Raw genomic sequence first — 19,806 nt, 5'->3', positions numbered from 1 at the left:
TCCACAAAACCGTTTACAAATGCACCGCAAAATGGAACAAATGGGAAACACACGGAGATTGGAAGGGAGTGACGCCATGCTCAGCCAGATCACGACAGCCGCACGCAGGTCGCGGGAAACGCTTCTGGGCGACCTGATCGGGGGGGCCGCGCTGATGGTGGCGCTGGTTGGCGGTCTGTTCCTTCCCGGGGTTCTGTAAAGGTCTGCCTGCAACGTTCCCGGCCCGGCCGCAGCCCGCGCATCGCCTGTCCCCATCATCCCTGATGCGCATCGCCGGCCCCGCGCCGCAAACGGGGTTTCTGCCTGATCCCGACCTGCGCCGCGCCATCGAGGGAACCGCGCTTCACTGCCGCCGCCGCCCGTTCCGGGTGCGCGGCGGTTTTTTTGTTCCGGTCATGTTGATCCCCGTAATGACGGTCTGCCAGCTTTCGGCGACGTTGAGCGGCATGCAAGCCGGAGAAAAATCATGAAATTTGCAATGTTTGCCATGGCCTTGGGGGCCGTCGCTGCCGCGGCGTCCGCAGAGGACATGACGTTCGGAGAGCTGGAGTACATGAATTCATGTGCGCAGTGTCACGGGAGCGAAGGCAAGGGCGGTGGACCCATGGCCGGATATCTCACCGAGTCGCTGCCCGACCTCACGCAGATCCAGAAGAACAATGGCGGGGTGTTTCCGGTTACGGCCGTTTCAACCTGATCGACGGAACGGATGCCATGGGGCCGCACGGGAGCCGTGAAATGCCCGCCTGGGGCAACCGGTACAAGGCCGATGCCGGCGACCAGCTCGTTTTCGATATGGCCGTCAGCCGTGAAACCTATGTGAGAACCCGCATCCTGGCGCTGATCGAACACCTTGCCGGCATACAGGAGCAATAAACGTCGACCGCGGCCGGGGCCGCGCCGCGGTCAATCCTCGACCCGCGACGGGCGGTGTATCCAGGCGGGGATCATGAAGCAGACGCACGCGATCAGGAAAGCGAGGCTCGCAATCAGCCCGATCACGTCGCCGGCGATCCACGTGCCCACGGTGAAGAATACCGCCGAAACGGTGAAGAGAACCCAGCCCGTGAAATTGAAGGTCCAAACCGTGCGTGGTGCCATGTCCAGCCTGATGGGTCTGCCGTTCGGTTCCTAGGCGCAGGATGTGGTTTTCCGTGCTTCCTCGAGCGCCTCGGTGGCGGCCTCCAGCGTCAACAGGATGGAGGCGTGGCGGTTCTTGTAATCGCGCGCCGGGCGCAGCACCTCCAACCCGTCGAAGGGCGCCGGCGGGGTAGGGCCGTCATGCTTGAGCATGGCTTTCAGCGCATCCCGCGCCCCTGTCACCTGTTCGAGGTCGCAGCCCATGATGTTGGCGCCCACCACGCTGGCCGCGGCCTGACCCAGGGCACAGGCCTTTACCTCGGCGGCGTAGTCGGTGATGACGTGGCCATCCGTCTTGATGTCCACCGTCACGGTCGAGCCGCAAAGCGGCGCTCGGCGCTTGACGCTGGCATCCGGGTCGTCCAGCCGGCCGTGATGCGGTATGTCGGCCGCCAAGTCGAGGATTCGCGCCGAGTAGAGCTTGATCAGGTCGGTGTCGCCGCTCATGGCTTTCCCTTTCCGTGTTCCCCTCATAGATAGAGGCGGATCGCGCCGACGGAAAGGGGATTTCGACATGGGGCTGGACCCGGAAACGCTGAAATGGAACTCGGACGGGCTGATCCCGGCGGTGGCGCAGGACGCCGCCAGCGGCGAGGTGCTGATGATGGCGTGGATGAATGCGCAGTCGCTCGCGGAGACGCTGCAAACGGGGCGCGTCACCTATTGGAGCCGCTCGCGGCAGGCGCTTTGGGCCAAGGGCGAGAGTTCAGGGCACGTTCAGACGCTGGTGGAGTTGCGCGTCGACTGCGACCGCGACTGCCTGCTGCTGCTCGTCGAACAGAGCGGCCCGGCCTGCCATACCGGCCGGAGAAGCTGTTTCTACACGGCGCTCCGTGACGGCCAGGAGGTGGAGATCCTTTCGCCGGAGTCCTGACAGGCGGCGCTCGGCCGGCTCCTCGGCAGGGGTGGGCATGGCGCGGTTACAGCCCGACCATGCGGCGGATGTCTTCTGGTGACAGTCCCCGTTCCCGGTAGGTTGCGATGGCGCGGGCGTCGTCACGCTTGGCAAGGCGCCGGCCGTCCGCGTCGCGGATCAGCCGGTGATGGTGATAGACCGGCGTCGGCAGGTGCATCAGCCGCTGCAGCAGGACGTGGATCTGCGTGGCCGCGAAAAGATCCTGACCGCGGATGACATGCGTAATGCCCTGGTCGGCGTCGTCGCAGACAATCGCGAGATGATAGGCGGCGCCCATGGCCGGCCGGGCGAGCGCCACGTCGCCCACCCTGTCTGTCATGTCCCGTGGTCGAACCAGCCCCGTCTCGCCGTCCGGCCCGGCGCCGGTTTCGGTGAAGGTGAGCGGCGTGTCGAGCACGGCAAGCGCCCGCGCCATGTCCAGCCGCAGCGGCGTGTCTGGCAGTGGCCCGGCAGGCGGCGTTGCGGGGCGGCAGGTGCCGGGATAGACGACTCCGTCGGGACCGAGCAGCGGGGCGCCCTCTTGCGGTGCGGCGGCGGCGGCACGGATGTCGGCGCGCGTACATGAACATGGATATAGAAGTCCTTGATCCCAAAGCATTCCGAGCGCCGAGCGATAACGTGGAAGCCGCTCTGATTGACGCCAGACAGGCTCAGCCCATTCCAGCCCCAGCCATGCGAGGTCGTCGCGGATCCGCGCCTCCCACTCCGGGCGGCTGCGGCTGCGGTCGAGGTCGTCCATGCGCAGATGGAACCGCCCGCCCGCGGCGCGCGCCATGTCGTGCGCCAACAGCGCGGAATACGCGTGCCCCAGATGCAGCGGCCCCGTGGGCGATGGCGCGAAACGTGTTTCGAAAATCACGCTTTTTCAATAATATATACGTTGCACTTTATGTTCTGGCCGGGCAGGTGGTCGCCGTACTCCTTGAAATTCAGCCGCGCGGCGCCCGCCTCCAGCCACGCGGTCATCGCGGCTTCGTATTGCGGGTCCGCCAACGCGTGATCGTTGAGGCTGAAGGCCAACAAACCGCCGGGTGGCAAGGCGGTCAGCAGCGTGTCGAACAGCGTGGCCGGCCCCGCGCCGGGCCCGATCACGCCGGTGGCCGTGATCGCGTGATAGGCGTCCTGCGGCACCGGCGCGGGATCGTCGAGGTCCATCACCGACAGGGTGCGGTAAATGTCCTTGCGGCGCGCGCCCTCGACCATTTCCTCGCTGGGGTCCATGCCGTCGATCACCTCGAATCCGGCGAGCCGCAGCGCGAGCCCCGACAGCCCGGTGCCGCACCCGTAATCCAGCACCGGCGTGGCGGGGTCTGCAACATGGGCGTGCAATGCGGCCGCGACCCGCTCCGGCGTTGCATAGCCGTTTTCAGCGATCTCCGCGTCGTAGCTGGCCGCCCACGCGTCATACATGGCCTTTGTCGCCTCGGGTGTGCCGGCACCGTACACGCGATCGAGGAATTTCTCTGACATGTCCCTAGGAAATCACACCGCCTGCGCGGCGTCCAGTGGTCCGTGCGAGAGCCAGCCGCTCCACGCCGCCTTGGCGCGGTCGGTATACGCCTTGTAACGGTCGCGGCGCCCTTTCCGGCCGCCCTTGAGCCCGTCGACCGGTCGGAACAGGCCGAAATTGACGTTCATGGGCTGAAAGGTCCTGGCCTCGGCCCCGCCCGTGATGTGATGGATGAGCGCGCCCATGGCGCTGTCCTGCGGTGGCGGGGGGAGCGGCCGGCCAAGCATCTCCGAAGCCGCGAGGCGCCCCGCCAGCAGCCCCATCGCGGCCGATTCGACATAGCCTTCCACCCCGGTTATCTGCCCGGCAAAGCGCAGGTTTGGGCGCGCGCGCAGGCGCATCCGGTCGTCGAGCAGGGTGGGCGAATTGAGGAAGGTGTTGCGGTGAATCCCGCCAAGGCGCGCGAAGCTGGCGCTCTCCAGTCCCGGGATGGTCCGGAAAACATCTACTTGTGCGCCATACTTCATCTTCGTCTGGAAGCCGACCATGTTGTAAAGCGTGCCGAGCCCGTTGTCCCGGCGCAGCTGCACGACGGCGTGCGGCTTGGTGCCAGGCGCGTGCGGGTTGGTCAGCCCGACCGGTTTCATCGGGCCGTGGCGCAGCGTCTCGCGCCCGCGCTCGGCCATCACCTCGATCGGCAGGCAGCCATCGAAATAGGGGGCCTCCTCGCCCTCGTGAAACTCGGTCTTCGGCGCCGCGATCAGGGCGTCTATGAATGCCTCGTACTGCTGGCGGTCCATCGGGCAGTTGAGGTAGGCGGTGCGTTCCTCCTCGGTATCGCCCTTGTCATAGCGCGACTGCATCCACGCCTTGGACATGTCGATCGTGTCGAAATAGACGATCGGGGCGATGGCATCGAAAAAGGCCAGCCGCTCGGCCCCGGTGGCGCGGGCGATGGCGTTGCCAAGCCGGGTGGAGGTCAGCGGGCCAGTGGCGATAATCCAGTGGCCCTCTTGCGGGAGATCCGTGATTTCCGCCGTCTCGACGGTCACGTTCGGGTGCGCGCGCAGGGCCGCCGTGACGCCGCGTGCAAACGGCTCCCTGTCGACCGCCAGCGCACCGCCGGCGGGCAACCGGTGCCGGTCGGCCATCTGCATGACCAGCCCGCCCGCGGCCCGCATTTCCCAGTGGAGCAGCCCGACGGCATTCTGTTCGTCGTCGTCCGAACGGAATGAATTGGAGCACACCATCTCGGCCAACTCGCCCGTGTGGTGGGCAAAGGTTTCCACCTTCGGGCGCATCTCGTGGATCACGACCCGCACGCCCATTTGTGCGGCCTGCCAGGCGGCCTCGGACCCGGCCATGCCGCCGCCGACGATATGAAGAACTTCATCCATGGCTGCTGATCTAGGCGGGATGCGCCCCGCTGAAAAGGCCTATTGTTGCCACTCGGGGGGGCGCTTTTCGATGAAGGCGGCGATACCTTCCTCGGTGTCCCGGTAAAGCATGTTTTCCACCATGACATCGCGCGTGTAGGTGTACGCGTCGTCCAGACCCATCTCGAGCTGGTTGTAGAATGCCTGCTTGCCGATCCGCACCGCCGAGCCCAGCTTGCCCGCGATGGTTTCGGCCAGCTCCGTCGCCGCATGGTCGAGCGCGTCCGCGGGCACGGCATCGTTGATGAGGCCGATCTCCATGGCGCGGTCGGTGTCGACGAACCGCCCGGTGGTCAGCATCTCGAAGGCCTGCTTGCGCGGCACGTTGCGCGACAGCGCGACCATGGGGGTGGAGCAGAACAGCCCGATATTCACCCCGTTGACGCCGAAACGGGTGCCCTCGGCCGCAACTGCGAGGTCGCAGGACGCCACCAGTTGGCAGCCCGCCGCGGTGGCGATACCATGGGGCTTGGCGATGACCGGCTGGGGCAGGTCGCGGATGGCCGTCATGACCTGCGAGCAGCGGCTGAACAGGTCGGCGAAATACGCCTTGCCGCCGTCCTCGGCCTGTCGGCCCTGGGTCATTTCCTTGAGGTCGTGGCCGGCACAGAAGGCCTTGCCCGCGCCGCCGAGCGTGACGGCCCGGATGTGCGTTTCACCTTTCAGCCGGTCGAATTCCGCCTGAAGCGCGGCAAGCATCTCGTCGCTCAGCGCGTTCAGCTTCTCCGGCGCGTTGAGCGTAAGATGTGCCAGCGCGCCGCTATCCTCTCGGATCAGAATTGGCATCTTGTCTCTCCCTTGGCGTTGTGTTCCTTCTTAACCGCGATTTCGGAAGGAGAAAAGCATGGGGCTGAAGATGACGGCCGGCGAGGTGGCCGCGCTTCTGGAGCGCGAGTTTCCGCAGGTCAGCGACCATTTCACCATCGAGTCCCTCGACGAAATGCGCATCCGCGTCCGTCTGAACGTGGGCGAGGCCCACCTGCGGCCCGGCGGCACCGTCTCCGGCCCCTCTATCTTCGCGCTGGCCGACGTGGCCGTCTACATGGCGGTGCTGGGCATGGTTGGTCCCAAGGCTCTGGCCGTGACGACGAACTGTTCCATTGACTTCATGCGCAAGCCCGCCGCGGCGACCGACCTGATCGCGGATTGCCGGCTGCTGAAGCTCGGCCGGGTGCTCGCTGTGGGTGACGTGCTGGTTTATTCCGACGGCTCGGACCAGCCCGTGGCGCGTGCAAGCTTGACATATTCCATCCCGCCGAGAGACTAGGCCCATGCTGGCGCGTATGGTTTCGGGACTCGTCTTGGCCGCGGGCCTTGCCCCCGCCGCGGCGCTGGCCTGTGCCTGCTGTGCCGATCCCGGGGCGCGGTTTGAACAGGTGGCCGGGCTGGGAGACTGGGAAATCTCGCAGATCGCCGCGCTTTCGGCGCGGGGGCCGGCGCGCCTGTATGTCAGCGCCTGCGGGATGGAGTGCGTCGCGGGCATAGACACCCCCCAGGACAGCTATGACGTGGAAATGCGTGCCGACGAAAACGGCCTGACGTTCAAGATGTCGACCGGCAAGACGGCGCGGGGGCAGATCGTCTTTGCATGGCCCGATGCGTACACCTGGTTCGGCACCGATACCAACCTCGATGCGCGCGACGGCGCGGCGGAGCTTTATACCGAGTTGCGGTTCGTCGGCTCCGTGACCGGCAGCGGCGACTTTGCCGGAGATGGCCCGAGCCGGGCCGAGCTGGTCTTTTCGGGATCGGGCAACACCTGCATCACCACGCGCAGCTTCGACGGCTGGATGCTGAGCGTCCGGGACGAGCGCGCCGATTACCGCCTTTTCGGAGCGGTTGCCGGAGAGTGATCCGCGCGGCGGGGCGCCGGATGGCGATATTGTGGGGTATATAAATACCTTATTTGTAAGCTATTGATAATACGTAAATAATTACCGGTGCATGCACTTGACTGCGTGCGGAAATCGCGTAGAACACGCGGATCGAATGTCACCCTCCGAAGGGAAGAGCGAGAATGAAAACCTTTTCTGCAACGCCGGCGGATATCGACAAGAAATGGATCCTGATCGACGCCGAGGGCGTGGTGCTGGGCCGTCTTGCCTCGATCATCGCCACGCGCCTGCGCGGCAAGCACAAGCCGAGCTTCACGCCCAGCATGGACATGGGCGACAATGTCATCGTGATCAACGCCGACAAGGTTCAGCTGACCGGCAACAAGCGGGAGAAGCCGAACTACTGGCACACCGGGTATCCCGGCGGGATCAAGTCGCGCACCAACGCCCAGATCCTCGAGGGTGAGCACCCCGAACGTGTCGTCATGCAGGCGGTCAAGCGCATGTTGCCGGGCAACCGCCTGGCACGCCAGCAGATGACCAACCTGCGTGTCTATGCCGGGGCCGAGCATCCGCACGAGGCTCAGCAGCCGGAAGTGCTGGACGTCAAGAACATGAACAGCAAGAACACGCGGGTGGCCTACTGATGTCTGAAGAAATCAAATCCCTCGAAGGGCTGGATGCCGTGGCCGAAGGCACCGCAACGCCCGCAGCCGAAGAACAGGCGACGCGCGAACCGGTGCGCGACGCGCTTGGCCGCTCTTACGCGACAGGCCGGCGCAAGGACGCCGTCGCGCGTGTCTGGATCAAGCCCGGCTCGGGCAAGGTCGAGGTCAATGGCAAGCCGATCAATACGTATTTCGCGCGCCCGGTGCTGCAGATGATCCTGCGGCAGCCGTTCTCGGTGGCGGGCGTCGAGGACCAGTTCGACGTGATGGCCACCGTCAAGGGTGGCGGCCTGTCGGGCCAGGCGGGCGCGGTCAAGCACGGGATCTCGCGCGCGCTGCAGCTTTACGATCCGGCACTTCGGTCGCCGCTCAAGGCCGCCGGCTTCCTGACGCGGGACAGCCGCGTGGTCGAGCGCAAGAAATACGGCCGCCGCAAGGCGCGCCGGAGCTTCCAGTTCTCCAAGCGCTGACGCGCCGGAGACGGGACGTTTCGAATCGGGCCGCCTGCAGGCGGCCCTTTTCATTTGTCGCCGCCCACGGGCAGCGTTGCCTCATTCGTCGGGCGGGATCAGGCCGAGACCGCGCAGGTAAATGCCGATACCCGTCTCCAGCAGGTCCTCGGGCGGGAAGGGCGCGCGCGTGCCGGGGCTGTTGCGCGCGAACAGTTCCACCACCCCGTGCGACATCGCCCAGACATGTGCCGAGAACATTGCCGGGGGCGGGCGCTTTTCAGGTGGGATGTGCCGGCTCAGCTCCTCGGCGGCGCGTTCCAGCACGCCGCGGGCGCGGTTGGCCGCGGCGGCGAGTTCGGGTGTGCGGTTGACCGAGATGCCGGATTCGAACATTGCGATGTAATGCCCGGGATACCTGCGCGCGAAGGCCAGATAAGCCCGTCCCGTCGCCTCGAAGCTGGCCAGCGCCGATGGCTGGCCCTTGTCATAGGCGTATTGCATCACGTCCGCGAAGATTTCGTAGCCCTGCCGCGCGGCCTCGGCGATAAGGTCCTCGCGGCCGGCGAAATGGCGATAGACGGCCGCGGGGGTCACGCCGGCCTGCTTGGCCGCTTCCGACAGGGTAAAGCCCGCGGGGCCGCGTGCCTCGATCAACTCGAGCGCGGCGTCGATCAGCGCCTGCCGCAGGTTGCCGTGGTGGTAGCCGCGTTTAGCCATCCGGTGCCCCCGGCCGGCCGTAGAGGCGTGGCGCCGGCCGGACGGCGGCATTCCCCGGGGCCGCGGACGGCCCGGCGCCGCCGCGGGCGGCATCGCCCGTCGCCGCCGATACCCGCCGTTGGGGATACAGGCCGATTGCCCCTTTGCGGGGAAGATTCATCGCCAACTCCTGTCCATGTGCCGTCGGGGTGGGTCGTGCCTGTCTAGACGCTCGGCGCATCGCCGTGAAGCCTGTCGATGACCCTGCGAATGAGCGCGAGATCGTCGAACACGCCGTGGAGATCCTCCTCGATGTCATCGACAGGCCGTGTCAGGCTGCCGACCTCCATGAATTTGCCGTCGCGTTCCAGCGCCAGGTAGAACGAGTCGTCCTGGAAGCCCGCGCGCAGGGCCCGCGCGCCCTTCTTGCCGCCCTCGGCCTCGGCAATCGCCAGCAGTGTATCGAGGAACCCCGTCGGCATGATGCTGCGCGCCTCGTCAGGGTCGTCTGCATAGACGGCAAAGGCGGATTCGAACTCGGGATGGTCGAACGCCACTCGCGGCATGCTGCGCCCGGTTCCGAACGCGAACATCTCGCCCAGCTTGTTGCCGAAACTGCCCAGCTCCTGGGTGATGAAGATGTCCGTTCCGACCGGCTCGGGCACGCCGATACGCATCAGCAGCCCGTTGAAGACCGTCTTGGTACTGCTGCTGTTGTCGTCGTCGCCTGAGGAGGACTTGCGGCGCAGCCGCGCCTCGACCAGTTCGAAGGGCGTGTCGCGATAGGTGCCTTCCAGCCGGTCCTCCAGCGTGGAGCGGTTGAAATCGCCGATCAGCCCCAGCCCCTGTATCCGGTCCAGCGGGAAGCGTTTGCGCGCCTTCTTGTCGTGCTGCAGCCCGCCGAGAAATCGGCAGATCACGGGCATCACCGTTTCGGTCAGCCGGTCGCCCCACTTTCCTGACTGGCGCGACCACAGGAACGCCGCGATGACGCCGCCGAAGGCCAGCGCCACGACCGCGCCCACCAGCCGGCCCTCCCAGTCATCGGCGCCCAACAGGCTCCAAACCGCCAGCAGACCGGCAATGCCAAGGGGGATGCCGGCATGTTTCTTGGCCTTGGCGAGCAGTTCCTGCCTGTCCTTTTCAACCTTTTCGAGCTCGGGCGCGATCTCGCAGTCGAAAACCTCGGCAAAGCCGGTCTCGATCGGCGCGCGTTCCGTGAAAGTCATGCGATCCTCCCGTTTGCTGCACGCGGCGCACGCTAGGGGGGACGGCGCACCGTGACAAGGCGCGAAGGGTCAGTCCACAGGGGCAAGCCCCGCCGCACGGCGGATGGCCGCGACGACGCTGTCCTCGTCCGCGTGATGCGGCATGTGGCCAACACCCGCCAGGCGGGTCAGGTTGGCATCGGGCAGGAGCTCTGCCAAGGGTTCGGAATGGATGTCCATCGGCACGATGGTATCCTCGGTCCCGTGCACGATCTCGACCGGCATCGTCAGCGTGTCCGCGTATCGTCGGGACATCCGCACGATATGCGGGCGCAGGGACTGGACCTGCTGGGCGTTGGCACGCAGCGCGCCACGCTGCAGCGACAGGCCCACGCCCATGTGCACGGCATACCCCGGCGGCGGGTGCTGCGGCGCGAACACCGACGCCACCGCGTCATCGATGGCCCCCCGGGGCGCAAGAGCGGTGATGAGCGGCACGACCGTCGCCCCCCCGACCGCCGATCCATTGATCGCGTAAAGGGCGCCGAGACCACCGGGCCACGGCATCGCGGCCCCGGCAAGCAGCACCAGGGCGCGCGTCGCCCCGGGCCGTTCGAGCCCCCAGGCGAGCGCCACCGCGCCACCGTAGGAGTGTCCCACGACCACCGGGTTCTGCACGCCGATCCGCTCTGCCGCGGCGTGCAACAGGGCGGCCTGCTCTGCCGGGCTTTCCCCGCGGGAGCTGCCCGCGCCGCCGTGACCGGGCAGGCGTTCCGTCCAGCCAAGACCGGGACGGTCGAACACGATGACACGGAAATCCCGTGCCAGCCGCCCGGCCAGCGAAAAGGTGAAATCCCGCAGGTTCCCGCTGGCCCCGTGGATCAGCACGACGTCCGGGCCATGCCCCTCGACCCGGACGTGAACGCGGGTGCCCTCAACCTCGATGACGCGTCCCACGGGCGGGTACTGCGCCCGCGCGGCGGCCTCGCGCCGTTCAGCAAGCATGGCGCAGCCTGCCGCGAGGACGATCGCGACGGCACAGATTGCCGCCGCTGTCATTGATCCACGCATCCGGACATGCACGCGCGTCAGCCGCGCTCTGCGGCGTTGGCGGTGCCGATCCGGCCGATGTCGAAGGGGGTGGACTGGTAGATCTCGTTCACCCAGTTCCCGTAGAGCAGGTGCGCGTGGCTGCGCCACCGGTTCTGCGGCGCGCAGGCGGGATCGTCGTCGGGATAGTAGTTGCCGGGCACGTTGATCGGCGTTCCGCTGGCGATGTCGCGGTCATATTCCTGTTTCAGCGTGTCGCTGTCATATTCGAGATGGTTGAAGATATACAGCGCGCGGTGGCCCGGGTCCTCGACCAGGCAGGGGCCGACCTCGTCACTGTGCAGCAGCACGCTCAGCCCGGGTGCCGCGTCGATCTCGTCCTTGCGCATCTCGGTCCAGCGGCTGACCGGGATCACGAAGTCATCGGAAAACCCGCGCAGGTAAGGTGACGCCGGCGCCATGTTGCGGTGGCGGAAGCAGCCGAATGCCTTGGCGTCCAGCATGTGCTTGTCGATGCCGTGGAAATGGTGGATCATCGCCATTCCGCCCCAGCAGACACCGAAGGTGGAATGGACATGGGTCTGCGTCCAGTCGAACACGCGGCGCAGCTCGTCCCAGTAGGTCACCTCCTCGAAGTCCAGATGCTCTATCGGCGCGCCGGTGATGATGAGGCCGTCGAATTTCTCGCCCGACGCGGCGACATCCGCGAACGGGCGATAGAAGCTCTCCATGTGTTCGGCGGCCGTGTTGCGCGTCTGGTGCTCGGTCATGCGGATGAGCGACATCTCGATCTGCAGCGGCGTCGCCCCGATCAGGCGCGAGAACTGGGTCTCGGTCTGGATCTTCTTGGGCATGAGGTTCAGCAGGCCGATATGGAGCGGCCGGATATCCTGCCGTGCCGCGTGGTCCTCGCTCATGACCATCACGCCCTCGCGCGTGAGCACGTCATAGGCGGGAAGGTCGGCGGGGATCTTGATCGGCATGTCCGGCTGTCCTGGCGTGGCGGTGCGGCAGACATAGGCCAGTCACGCCGGCACCTCAAGCCGTCGCCGGCGCGGCGATCTCAGCCCGCGGGCGCGCGGTCGATCGCCCGGCCGATCAGCGTGTTGAAATCCTGCTCGCTCTGGACCGCCGCGACCTCGTCCGCGGTAACGGTCACGCCCCATTTGGCCATTGCCGCGTAGCGCGGCTCGCGATGCGCGAGCGCCCGGGCATAGGTCCAGCGGATGAAGGCGTCGGGATCGACCTCGTCCTCGCCCTGTCCCGTCTCCGCGAGGTAGTCGCGCCACGCACCGTCGAGGAACTCGGGCTGGTAGCACATCGGCTTGGGGGCCCGGTCGAAGCGGCGGATCAGTTCCTCGGTGTGGGCGGCGTCACCCTTGATGCGGATCAGCAGGCAGTGACGGCTCAGCTCGGTCAGCAACGGGTCGTCGGGGTCGTCGCCATCCACCCACTCGCAGATCGACCCGCCGGTATCGCAGATGAAATGCGGATACCCGTAGAGTGCCTCCGCCCGCCGGATGAAATAGGCGGTATCCTCCAGCGCCGATATCTCTGCGCGGCGGAACTGGTCCTGCCGGCGGCGGAATTCCTCGATCGGCAGCCCGCCCCGCGCGGGATCGCCCGGCTTGCCGAGATAGGTCGAGACGGGTTGGAGGTTATGGAAAGTGATGTTGGAGCCGATATAGATGGAATCCGAAAGCAGCAGGTCGCGCAGGAACGGCACCTTCATCGCGTGGGCCTTGGCGTTGTCGGTGATGTATTCGCCCATGTAGCGCGTGCCGATCCGGTAATCGATCGAGTAGTGGAACCAGTCGCCCGATGCCCTGAGCAGGTTGGACAGGTGCGTCTTGCCCAGCCCCGACATCCCGTAAACGAGCACCCGCTTGCGCGGCGCGGCATACCAGTCCTTGGAGGTTGGATAGATCATCGGCGGCCCCTTTTCCCGCGGCCGTGGTAGCCAGCACCGGTGCGGGGGTCAAACCCAAAGCCGCACGGCAATGAAAAACCCCGCCCCGGCTGGGGGCGGGGGTTGTCCGCACGGGCCGGGTGGTCAGTTCAGAGAGATGCCGACCTTTAGTCCGAGCGCCAGCGCGTCGTTGTCGTTGAACTGCGCCCCCGGCGCCCCCGCGAGCGCCGTGGTGGTGTCGCCGATCCAGACATAGCGCAGGCCGCCGGATATCTCGATCTCGCCGACCGTGTATTTCAGGCCGACACCTATGCTGCTCTGGCCGTCGGTCGGCCCGAGATTGGTGAACAGCGTGTTGGCCTGCGGCTCGTAGCTGTAGCTCAGCGATCCCGACCAGCTTTCGTTGAACCGGCGTCCGACACCGATGGAATAGGTGGTCGTGTCATCGGTGTAGCTCAGCAGAGGTGAGCCGCCCGTTAGCACGAGGTAGTCGGACGGTGCGATGACATAGTCCGACCAGTCCGCCCACCGGACCGATCCGAACAGGAGCGTCCCGGGCGCGATCCCGGTCTGGGCGTGAAGATTGACCGACTCCGGCGAGCTCACATTGGTGATCGAGGTGTTCGTGCCCAAGGGTCCCGACGTTTCGGTCGTGGCAAGGCTGTGATCGACCTCGGAATGATAGGTCAAGGACACCCGCGCCGCGATGTCGGGTTTTTCCCATGCCGCGCCGAGAACGTAGCCGAGCGCGCCGCTCCGGCTTGCCACGGCGCTGTATCCCGCCACGAACGGGATTCTCGCCGAGGCCTTGAGCGTCTCGTAACGCGGCCCGCCATAGACGCTGAACGTGCTGCCGCTGTCCTGCGCCACGGGCAGGTCGTATTTCAGCAGCATCGTCACGTTGTTGGTGTCCAGTTTCGCCTGCGCCCCGCTGGCGAAATAGCCGGGCACGACCGGGTACACGGTGTCGGCGCCGAAGGGCTGGTCGAAGATGAACGCCGCAGCGAGGCCGTTGCCGAAGTCATGCTTGTAGGCGGCGCCGTAGACCATGTAGTCGTCGGCCATGTCGCCCGATGGCGTGCCCGGCGCCACCGAAACGGACACGCCCGAAACGTTGGGCGAAACGGAGCCGAAGCTGAACTCGGCGTAGTTGCCCTCTTCGAACAGAACCTGAACGCTTTGCCCGGAGCGGTCGAGCCCTCCTGCCGCGGCGGTGCCGGCACCGAGGGCGAGCGCGCCCGCGATACACGTTATTCTATGCATTTACGTCCTCCTCCCGAAACTTCCGCGACCGTAGGTGGCTTGGAAATCCGGGACAATTCTGACGCCGCGTCATCTGTTTTTCGCAATGCTGTTACAGTCGCAAAAAATCCGGGGATGTGCGAAACATGTCACGCACCGGGACGCGGGCGCCGCATCTTGCGCGTCTCGACCCACAGGTTCGCGTAGTTGGCACCGAAGATCAGCGCCGCGCCGACGATCACGAACATGTCTATCGCTTCGCCGAAGGCCAGAAGGCCGATCACCGCGATCAGTGGCAGGCGCAGGAAATCCACCGGCGTGACGAGTGTCGCGGGCGCGATGCGCAGCGCGGTGGTCAGGCAGACATGTGCCATGAGGCCGCCGAGCGCGATCAGTGCCAGCCATGGAACGGACCGGGACGAGGGCAGGGCGATGTCCCCGTCGAACCCCGCGCAGAGCAGCCCGAACACCGATTGGGTGAGTGTCATCCAGAACAGTATGCACACCAGCGTCTCGGTCCGTGTGAGACGCTTGGTGAACAGGACCGATCCGGCAAAGCCGATCGCCGCCGCCGCCGCCGAGACCGTGCCGAGGTTGAGCGTGTCCGGGCTGGGGCGCGCGACGACGAGGATGCCGGCAAACCCCACGATGGCGGCCAGAACGCGCATGCGCGTCAGCCGTTCGCCCAGGAAAAGCGGTGACAGGACCAGCACCCAGAGCGGCGAGGTGAATTCCAGCGCGAAAACCTGCGCCAGCGGGATCAGCGTGATGGCATGGAACCAAAGGTTCTGGCCGGCGAAGTGAAAGACATTCCGCAGCAGGTGCAGATGCGGCGTGCGCCGGCTCACCTGGCCGAGCCTGCCCGCGAGCCCCGCCGCGGCCACGAGCATGACGAAACCGATGACGCTGCGGTAGAGCATGATCTCGAACGTATCGAGCTCGAAACTGACCATCCGCCCGGCCACGGCCATCGCCGAAAAGGAGGCAACCGCGCCCAGCATCCAGCCTGCAGCCTGCAGGATGCTTGCGGCGTCGGTACGATGCGGATCGGGCAGCGCGGTCATCGTGCCGGCGGTGACGGGGGCCGTCGTTCAGCCATCACGGCGCAGCGCACGACGCACACGACGCCAGTAATCGAGCATCCCGAACGCCGCCCAATGCAGCGGCGTGTAATTGCCCGAATACCGGCGCAGGAAGCGCGGCAGCACCTGCAGGTCGGCCATGCCGATGCGTGTCGGGTGCCAGTCCATGGGCAGTTCGTCGAAGTTCGACAGCACGGTTCCGTCAAACCCCACGAAAACGAAGCGGCGCGCGTCGGGGTCGGCCATTTCCTCGACCGGCGGCGGCGGCGTTTGCGTGACACGCTCGAGCAGGTCGTTGCGCACCGCGAGAAGGTTGCTCGCATGCACGCAGACGGTCGTGTATCCCTTGTCCCGCGCCAGGTTGTCCATTGCCTTGACCCCGTTGCCGTGATTGACGGCAAAGTCCGGCGGCTGGACATAGGCGATGTCCACCGGGATCGTGTGATTGAACTCGATGATCACGGCCTTGGGCCTGTAACGCTCGACGCTTTGCCAGACGTGGTAATCGCAGCTGTCGATATCGATCGAGAGCAGGTCGAAATCCTCGGGGATGTCCGTCTGCGCCAACAGCGCGTCGAGCCGGCTGTCGCCGTCGAGCGTGACGAAACGGTTGACCTTGACGATCTCCTCATCGGGGTGGTTGCGGCAAAGGTCACGGTAACGCCGGGTCTCGCCCTCGATCAGGACTGCGCGAAAGCCGTGGTTACGGATCAGGTTGCAGGTGTTGGACAGGTGTACACCGTCCCACGCGCCGAACTCCACGCACCATTTTTCCCCGTCGCGGTCGAAAACGCCGAGCCTGTTCATCAGCTCGGATATGATGCCGTCCTCGCCCGTCTGCGAATAGGCGTCCCATGCGTGGCTGTTCAGCGGCTCGAACATGTCATTCCCACTCGATGGTTCCCGGCGGCTTGCTGGTCACGTCGTAGGTGACGCGGTTGATGCCCTTGACCTCGTTGATGATGCGGGTCGCGGTTTCCCCGAGGAAATCGTGCGTGAACGGATAGGTGTCGGCCGTCATCCCGTCCACCGAGGTTACCGCGCGCAGCGCGCAGGCGTAGTCGTAGGTGCGCCCGTCGCCCATCACGCCCACGGTGCGCACGGGCAGGATGGCGACGAAGGCCTGCCAGATCTCGTCATACAGGCCGTGCCGGCGGATCTGGTCGATGTAGATCGCGTCGGCCTTGCGCAGGATTTCCAGCTTGTCGCGGGTGATCTCGCCGGGGCATCGGATGGCCAGCCCCGGGCCGGGGAAGGGGTGGCGGCCGATGAAACCCTGCGGCAGCCCCAGTTCGCGGCCGAGGGCGCGGACCTCGTCCTTGAACAGCTCGCGCAGGGGCTCCACCAGCTTCAGCCCCATCTTCTCGGGCAGGCCGCCCACGTTGTGATGGCTCTTGATCGTGACGGACGGCCCGCCGGAGAACGACACGCTCTCGATCACGTCCGGGTAGAGCGTGCCCTGTGCGAGGAACTCTGCGCCCTCGATATCGCCGGCGTGGCGCTGGAACACGTCGATGAACAGCCGCCCGATGGTCTTGCGCTTCTGCTCGGGGTCGCTCACCCCCTCGAGCTGGCCAAGGAACAGTTCGGCCTCGTTGGCGTGGATGAGCGGGATGTTGTAGTGGTCGCGGAACATGGTCACGACCTCGTCCGCCTCGCCCTGGCGCAACAGGCCGTGGTCGACGAAAACGCAGGTAAGCTGGTCGCCGATCGCCTCGTGTATCAGCACTGCGGCCACCGCGCTGTCGACCCCGCCCGAGAGGCCGCAGATCACCTTGCGGTCACCGACCTGCTCGCGGATCTGGCGGATGGCCTCGTCGCGGTAGGCGGCCATGGTCCAGTCGCCGGTGAAGCCGGCCAGCCGCACGAAATTCTCGTAGAGCTTGCGGCCGTTGGGGGTGTGGTGCACCTCGGGATGGAACTGAACCGCAAAGAAGTTCCGGTCCGCGTCGGCGGTCACCGCGAAGGGCGCGTTCGGCGAGGTGCCGTAAACCTTGAACCCCGGCGCCAGTGCCGAAACATGGTCGCCATGGCTCATCCAGACCTGCTCGCGTCCGTCCTCGCCGGCGAACCAGCCGTCCAGCAGGGGCAAGCGTTCCTCGCTCGGGCTGACATAGGCACGCCCGAACTCGGCGGTGCCGTCGCCGCGGGTCACCCGTCCGCCCAGCATGTCCATCATCACCTGCTGGCCATAACAGATCCCGAGCACCGGAACCCCAAGCCGGAAAACGCGCTCTGGCGGCCGCGGCGCGTTCGCATCCAGCACCGAGGCCGGCCCGCCCGACAGGATCACGGCCTTGGGCGCGAACGCGTCGAGGAACGTCTCGGTCACGTTCTGGTAGGGGTGGATCTCGCAGTAGACGCTGAGCTCGCGCAGGCGGCGCGCGATCAGCTGTGTCACCTGGCTGCCGAAATCGACGATGAGGAGGCGGTCGTGCTGGGCGGGGTTCTGCATGAGCGCCCTCTACCCCGACGCCGGAGACGTTGCAAGACAGCCGGCGCGGCCGCGCACGGGCGGACGCGTGATTAGACGTTGCAAGACAGCCGGCGCGGCCGCGCACGGGCGGACGCGTGATTTTGTCCGAACATGTCGGTTTTGGCCGGGCATGGCCGCAAACCTGCCGGAGATGCGCCGGCGCTGGAGATAAAAACCCTCTCAAGGGCGCCGATCAGCGCGCGCGTCGCGACCAAGGAGACCTGTTGATGACACAAGCAGCAGCCCGCAGAAGAAGCCGTGGCGGTGGCGGGGCCGCCCGCCGCGCCAGCCGCAGCGCCGTCAGTTTCGACACGGCGCGGTACATAGAACGCAACATCCCGAATTTCGAGGTGCTCAACGAAGAGGCGCTCGATATCATCGAGCACAACGCGGAAACCGTGCTCGAGGAGATCGGCGTCAATTTCGTCGAGAACCCCGCCGCGCTGGAGCGGTGGCGCGCGGCCGGGGCGGACGTGGAGGGCGACCGCGTGCGCATCCCGCGCGGGATGGCGCGCGAACTGGCCAGGTCGGCGCCTGCGCAATACACGCAACATGCCCGCAACCCCGAGCGCAACGTGGTGGTGGGCGGACGCAACATGGTCTGCGCTCCCATCTACGGCCCGCCCTTCGTGCGCGACATGGAGGGGGGGCGGCGCTACGCGACGCTCGCCGATTTCGAGAAATTCGTGAAGCTTGGCTACATGTCCAAGTGGCTGCACCATTCCGGCGGAACGGTGTGCGAACCCACCGATGTCCCCGTCAACAAGCGCCATCTGGACATGCTCAAGGCGCACATGACGCTTTCGGACAAGCCGTTCATGGGCTCTGTCACCGACCCCGACCGGGCCAAGGACAGCGTGGAGATGTGCAAGATGCTGTTCGGCAACGATTTCGTGCAGGACAACACGGTCATGACCTCGCTGATCAACATCAACTCGCCCATGACCTTCGACGAGGTGATGATGGGCGCGCTGGAGGTGTACGCCAGCAACAACCAGGCCTGCATCATCTCGCCCTTCATCGTGGGCGGGGCCATGGCGCCGGTTTCGGTGGCGGGCACCCTGACGCAGGTGCTTGCCGAGGTGCTGGCGGGGATTGCCTATTCCCAGCTCATCCGGCCGGGTGCGCCGGTCATCTTCGGCGCCTTTGTCACCTCGATCGACATGAACAGCGGTGCACCGACCTTCGGCACGCCCGAGGCGTCGCACATCACCTACGGCGCCGGCCAGCTGGCACGGCGGCTCGGGCTGCCGTTCCGCTCCGCGGGTTCCTTCAACGGGTCCAAGCTGCCCGACGCGCAGGCAGCATACGAAACGGCCAACAGCCTGAACCTCGGCCTACTGTCCGGTGTGAACTTCATGCTGCATTCCTGCGGCTGGCTCGAAGGCGGGCTTGTGGCCAGCTTCGAGAAGTTCGTGATGGATGCCGACCAGCTGGGCGTGCTGCATCACCTCGCCAAGGGCATCGAGATGGATGAGAACGGCCAGGCGATGGATGCCATCCGCGAGGTGGGGCCTGGCGGGCACTATCTTGGCTGTGCGCATACCCAGGCCAATTTCAAATCGGCCTTCTGGCGGTCGGACGTGCTCGACTACAAGCCGTTCGAGCAATGGGCCGAAGAGGGCGAGCGCGACACCGTGAGCATCGCGAATGCCAAGATGCGCCAGATGCTGGACAACTACCAGCAGCCGCCGATCGATCCCGGCGTGGCCGCCGCGCTGGAGGCCTACGTCGCCGAGAAGAAGGCGTCGATGCCTGACGCCTTCGGCTGAGGCGCCGAGCGCGAGGCGCGCATCAGGCGGGCCTCGCCCATCAACGCGATCATGACATCCACGTGGCGCGCCGGCGAATAGCCGGCGTCCCCGGCTTGCCTGCCCTCCTCGAGCGCGTCCTCCAGTTCCATCAGTGCTGACAGCGCCGCGCCGTTTCCGGGCAGATCGTTGCAGCCAAGATGCCGGCGCAGGGCGCGTTCGCGGCGATATTCGGCCGCACCGATGCGCGCCGCCTGAACGAGAAGGGGCGGGCGGCGACGCTGGTCGAGCAGGCTCAGCAGATCGGTCATGGCAGTCTCCGGTCGTTTCAGGTTTCGCCGGCAGGAAAGCACAACCTAAGCGGGTGTTGCGTTTATGTAACGATTGCCGAGCGCTGAGGCTTTCTATTGTTAATGAAATGGCAACAATCATCACGATATCAAAAATTGTTAACTTTTGGGTAACAACTGCCGCGCATCCCTGTGGACAACCTGT

General features: G+C 66.0%; 26 protein-coding genes. 10 read left to right on the top strand and 16 right to left on the bottom strand.

Going from position 1 to position 19,806, the window contains the following annotated elements; genetic code table 11:
- Positions 1-76: 76 nt before the first annotated feature.
- From ACH13J_RS11200 to ACH13J_RS11185, 4 genes are all read left to right on the top strand, one after another.
- Complete coding sequence (locus ACH13J_RS11200; protein ID WP_397543418.1) at positions 77-199, top strand: hypothetical protein; 123 nt, start codon at positions 77-79, stop codon at positions 197-199.
- 64 nt (positions 200-263) lie between these two features.
- Entirely contained in the window at positions 264-470 is a 207-nt protein-coding gene (locus ACH13J_RS11195; protein WP_397543417.1) for a hypothetical protein, read from the top strand.
- The gene (locus ACH13J_RS11190; protein WP_397543416.1) at positions 467-697 is read left to right on the top strand and encodes a c-type cytochrome; all 231 of its coding nucleotides are present in this window, start codon (positions 467-469) and stop codon (positions 695-697) included. The genes ACH13J_RS11195 and ACH13J_RS11190 overlap by 4 nt, the downstream gene beginning before the upstream one ends.
- A 41-nt stretch (positions 698-738) precedes the next feature.
- Complete coding sequence (locus tag ACH13J_RS11185; RefSeq protein WP_397543415.1) at positions 739-876, top strand: hypothetical protein; 138 nt, start codon at positions 739-741, stop codon at positions 874-876.
- A 30-nt stretch (positions 877-906) separates the two neighbouring features.
- Here the strand turns inward: ACH13J_RS11185 and ACH13J_RS11180 are convergent, their stop codons facing one another.
- A complete protein-coding gene (locus tag ACH13J_RS11180; protein WP_397543414.1) occupies positions 907-1,101 on the bottom strand; it encodes a hypothetical protein in 195 nt (64 codons plus the stop codon).
- A 30-nt stretch (positions 1,102-1,131) separates the two neighbouring features.
- The gene (locus tag ACH13J_RS11175) at positions 1,132-1,587 is read right to left on the bottom strand and encodes an iron-sulfur cluster assembly scaffold protein (RefSeq protein WP_397543413.1); all 456 of its coding nucleotides are present in this window, start codon (positions 1,585-1,587) and stop codon (positions 1,132-1,134) included.
- Positions 1,588-1,654: 67 nt separating this feature from the next.
- Here ACH13J_RS11175 and hisI point away from each other — a divergent pair, with 67 nt between their 5' ends.
- Positions 1,655-2,014: a phosphoribosyl-AMP cyclohydrolase gene (gene hisI, locus ACH13J_RS11170; RefSeq protein WP_397543412.1), complete on the top strand. Its 360-nt coding sequence runs from the start codon at positions 1,655-1,657 to the stop codon at positions 2,012-2,014.
- A gap of 46 nt (positions 2,015-2,060) precedes the next feature.
- Here hisI and gluQRS read toward each other — a convergent pair whose 3' ends face one another.
- Genes gluQRS through ACH13J_RS11150 form a run of 4 tightly spaced genes read right to left on the bottom strand, consistent with a single transcriptional unit; the run spans position 2,061 to position 5,728 of the window.
- Entirely contained in the window at positions 2,061-2,912 is an 852-nt protein-coding gene (gene gluQRS / locus ACH13J_RS11165) for a tRNA glutamyl-Q(34) synthetase GluQRS (RefSeq protein ID WP_397543447.1), read from the bottom strand.
- Entirely contained in the window at positions 2,912-3,526 is a 615-nt protein-coding gene (locus ACH13J_RS11160; protein ID WP_397543411.1) for a methyltransferase domain-containing protein, read from the bottom strand. The genes gluQRS and ACH13J_RS11160 overlap by 1 nt, the downstream gene beginning before the upstream one ends.
- A 12-nt stretch (positions 3,527-3,538) precedes the next feature.
- The gene (trmFO, locus tag ACH13J_RS11155; RefSeq protein WP_397543410.1) at positions 3,539-4,903 is read right to left on the bottom strand and encodes a methylenetetrahydrofolate--tRNA-(uracil(54)-C(5))-methyltransferase (FADH(2)-oxidizing) TrmFO; all 1,365 of its coding nucleotides are present in this window, start codon (positions 4,901-4,903) and stop codon (positions 3,539-3,541) included.
- 39 nt (positions 4,904-4,942) lie between these two features.
- Positions 4,943-5,728, bottom strand: a complete 786-nt coding sequence (locus tag ACH13J_RS11150; RefSeq protein ID WP_397543409.1) for an enoyl-CoA hydratase — start codon at positions 5,726-5,728, stop codon at positions 4,943-4,945.
- 58 nt (positions 5,729-5,786) lie between these two features.
- Here ACH13J_RS11150 and ACH13J_RS11145 point away from each other — a divergent pair, with 58 nt between their 5' ends.
- The 4 genes from ACH13J_RS11145 (at position 5,787) to rpsI (ending at position 7,915) form a co-directional block, all read left to right on the top strand.
- Positions 5,787-6,209 carry a hotdog fold thioesterase gene (locus tag ACH13J_RS11145; protein ID WP_397543408.1) on the top strand — a complete coding sequence of 141 codons (423 nt, stop codon included), beginning with the start codon at positions 5,787-5,789 and terminating at the stop codon, positions 6,207-6,209.
- Positions 6,210-6,213: 4 nt separating this feature from the next.
- A complete protein-coding gene (locus ACH13J_RS11140; protein ID WP_397543407.1) occupies positions 6,214-6,795 on the top strand; it encodes a hypothetical protein in 582 nt (193 codons plus the stop codon).
- A gap of 164 nt (positions 6,796-6,959) precedes the next feature.
- Positions 6,960-7,424: a 50S ribosomal protein L13 gene (gene rplM, locus ACH13J_RS11135; protein ID WP_397543406.1), complete on the top strand. Its 465-nt coding sequence runs from the start codon at positions 6,960-6,962 to the stop codon at positions 7,422-7,424.
- Complete coding sequence (rpsI, locus tag ACH13J_RS11130; protein ID WP_397543405.1) at positions 7,424-7,915, top strand: 30S ribosomal protein S9; 492 nt, start codon at positions 7,424-7,426, stop codon at positions 7,913-7,915. Before rplM ends, rpsI begins: the two co-directional genes overlap by 1 nt.
- Before the next feature lie 81 nt (positions 7,916-7,996).
- On the opposite strand, the gene ACH13J_RS11125 is transcribed toward rpsI, so the two are convergent.
- The 9 genes from ACH13J_RS11125 to guaA all read right to left on the bottom strand — a co-directional run bounded on the left by ACH13J_RS11125 (position 7,997) and on the right by guaA (position 17,539).
- Positions 7,997-8,614, bottom strand: coding sequence for a TetR family transcriptional regulator (locus ACH13J_RS11125; protein ID WP_397543404.1), 618 nt, complete (start codon positions 8,612-8,614; stop codon positions 7,997-7,999).
- Between the two features lie 203 nt (positions 8,615-8,817).
- Positions 8,818-9,822, bottom strand: coding sequence for a DUF3137 domain-containing protein (locus ACH13J_RS11120; protein ID WP_397543403.1), 1,005 nt, complete (start codon positions 9,820-9,822; stop codon positions 8,818-8,820).
- 69 nt (positions 9,823-9,891) lie between these two features.
- Positions 9,892-10,860 carry an alpha/beta fold hydrolase gene (locus ACH13J_RS11115; RefSeq protein WP_397543402.1) on the bottom strand — a complete coding sequence of 323 codons (969 nt, stop codon included), beginning with the start codon at positions 10,858-10,860 and terminating at the stop codon, positions 9,892-9,894.
- 29 nt (positions 10,861-10,889) lie between these two features.
- On the bottom strand, positions 10,890-11,834 hold the full coding sequence (metA, locus tag ACH13J_RS11110; protein ID WP_397543401.1) for a homoserine O-acetyltransferase MetA: 945 nt from the start codon (positions 11,832-11,834) through the stop codon (positions 10,890-10,892).
- A gap of 80 nt (positions 11,835-11,914) precedes the next feature.
- Entirely contained in the window at positions 11,915-12,781 is an 867-nt protein-coding gene (locus ACH13J_RS11105; protein ID WP_397543400.1) for an ATPase, read from the bottom strand.
- Positions 12,782-12,904: 123 nt separating this feature from the next.
- Positions 12,905-14,023, bottom strand: coding sequence for a hypothetical protein (locus tag ACH13J_RS11100; protein WP_397543399.1), 1,119 nt, complete (start codon positions 14,021-14,023; stop codon positions 12,905-12,907).
- 128 nt (positions 14,024-14,151) lie between these two features.
- Complete coding sequence (locus tag ACH13J_RS11095; RefSeq protein WP_397543398.1) at positions 14,152-15,066, bottom strand: EamA family transporter; 915 nt, start codon at positions 15,064-15,066, stop codon at positions 14,152-14,154.
- Positions 15,067-15,093: 27 nt separating this feature from the next.
- Positions 15,094-15,966, bottom strand: coding sequence for a hypothetical protein (locus ACH13J_RS11090; protein ID WP_397543397.1), 873 nt, complete (start codon positions 15,964-15,966; stop codon positions 15,094-15,096).
- A 1-nt stretch (position 15,967) separates the two neighbouring features.
- A complete protein-coding gene (gene guaA, locus ACH13J_RS11085) occupies positions 15,968-17,539 on the bottom strand; it encodes a glutamine-hydrolyzing GMP synthase (RefSeq protein ID WP_397543396.1) in 1,572 nt (523 codons plus the stop codon).
- 248 nt (positions 17,540-17,787) lie between these two features.
- Here guaA and ACH13J_RS11080 point away from each other — a divergent pair, with 248 nt between their 5' ends.
- Complete coding sequence (locus tag ACH13J_RS11080; protein ID WP_397543395.1) at positions 17,788-19,332, top strand: trimethylamine methyltransferase family protein; 1,545 nt, start codon at positions 17,788-17,790, stop codon at positions 19,330-19,332.
- Here ACH13J_RS11080 and ACH13J_RS11075 read toward each other — a convergent pair.
- Positions 19,287-19,622 carry a DUF6477 family protein gene (locus tag ACH13J_RS11075; protein WP_397543394.1) on the bottom strand — a complete coding sequence of 112 codons (336 nt, stop codon included), beginning with the start codon at positions 19,620-19,622 and terminating at the stop codon, positions 19,287-19,289. The genes ACH13J_RS11080 and ACH13J_RS11075 overlap by 46 nt on opposite strands.
- Between the last annotated feature and the right edge of the window lie 184 nt (positions 19,623-19,806).

The sequence above is a fragment of the Roseovarius salis genome, assembly GCF_044472985.1.
Taxonomy (GTDB): Bacteria; Pseudomonadota; Alphaproteobacteria; order Rhodobacterales; family Rhodobacteraceae; genus Roseovarius; species Roseovarius salis.
The sequence above is the reverse complement of the archived record's forward strand: the minus strand, read 5'-3'. Positions and strand labels throughout refer to the sequence as shown.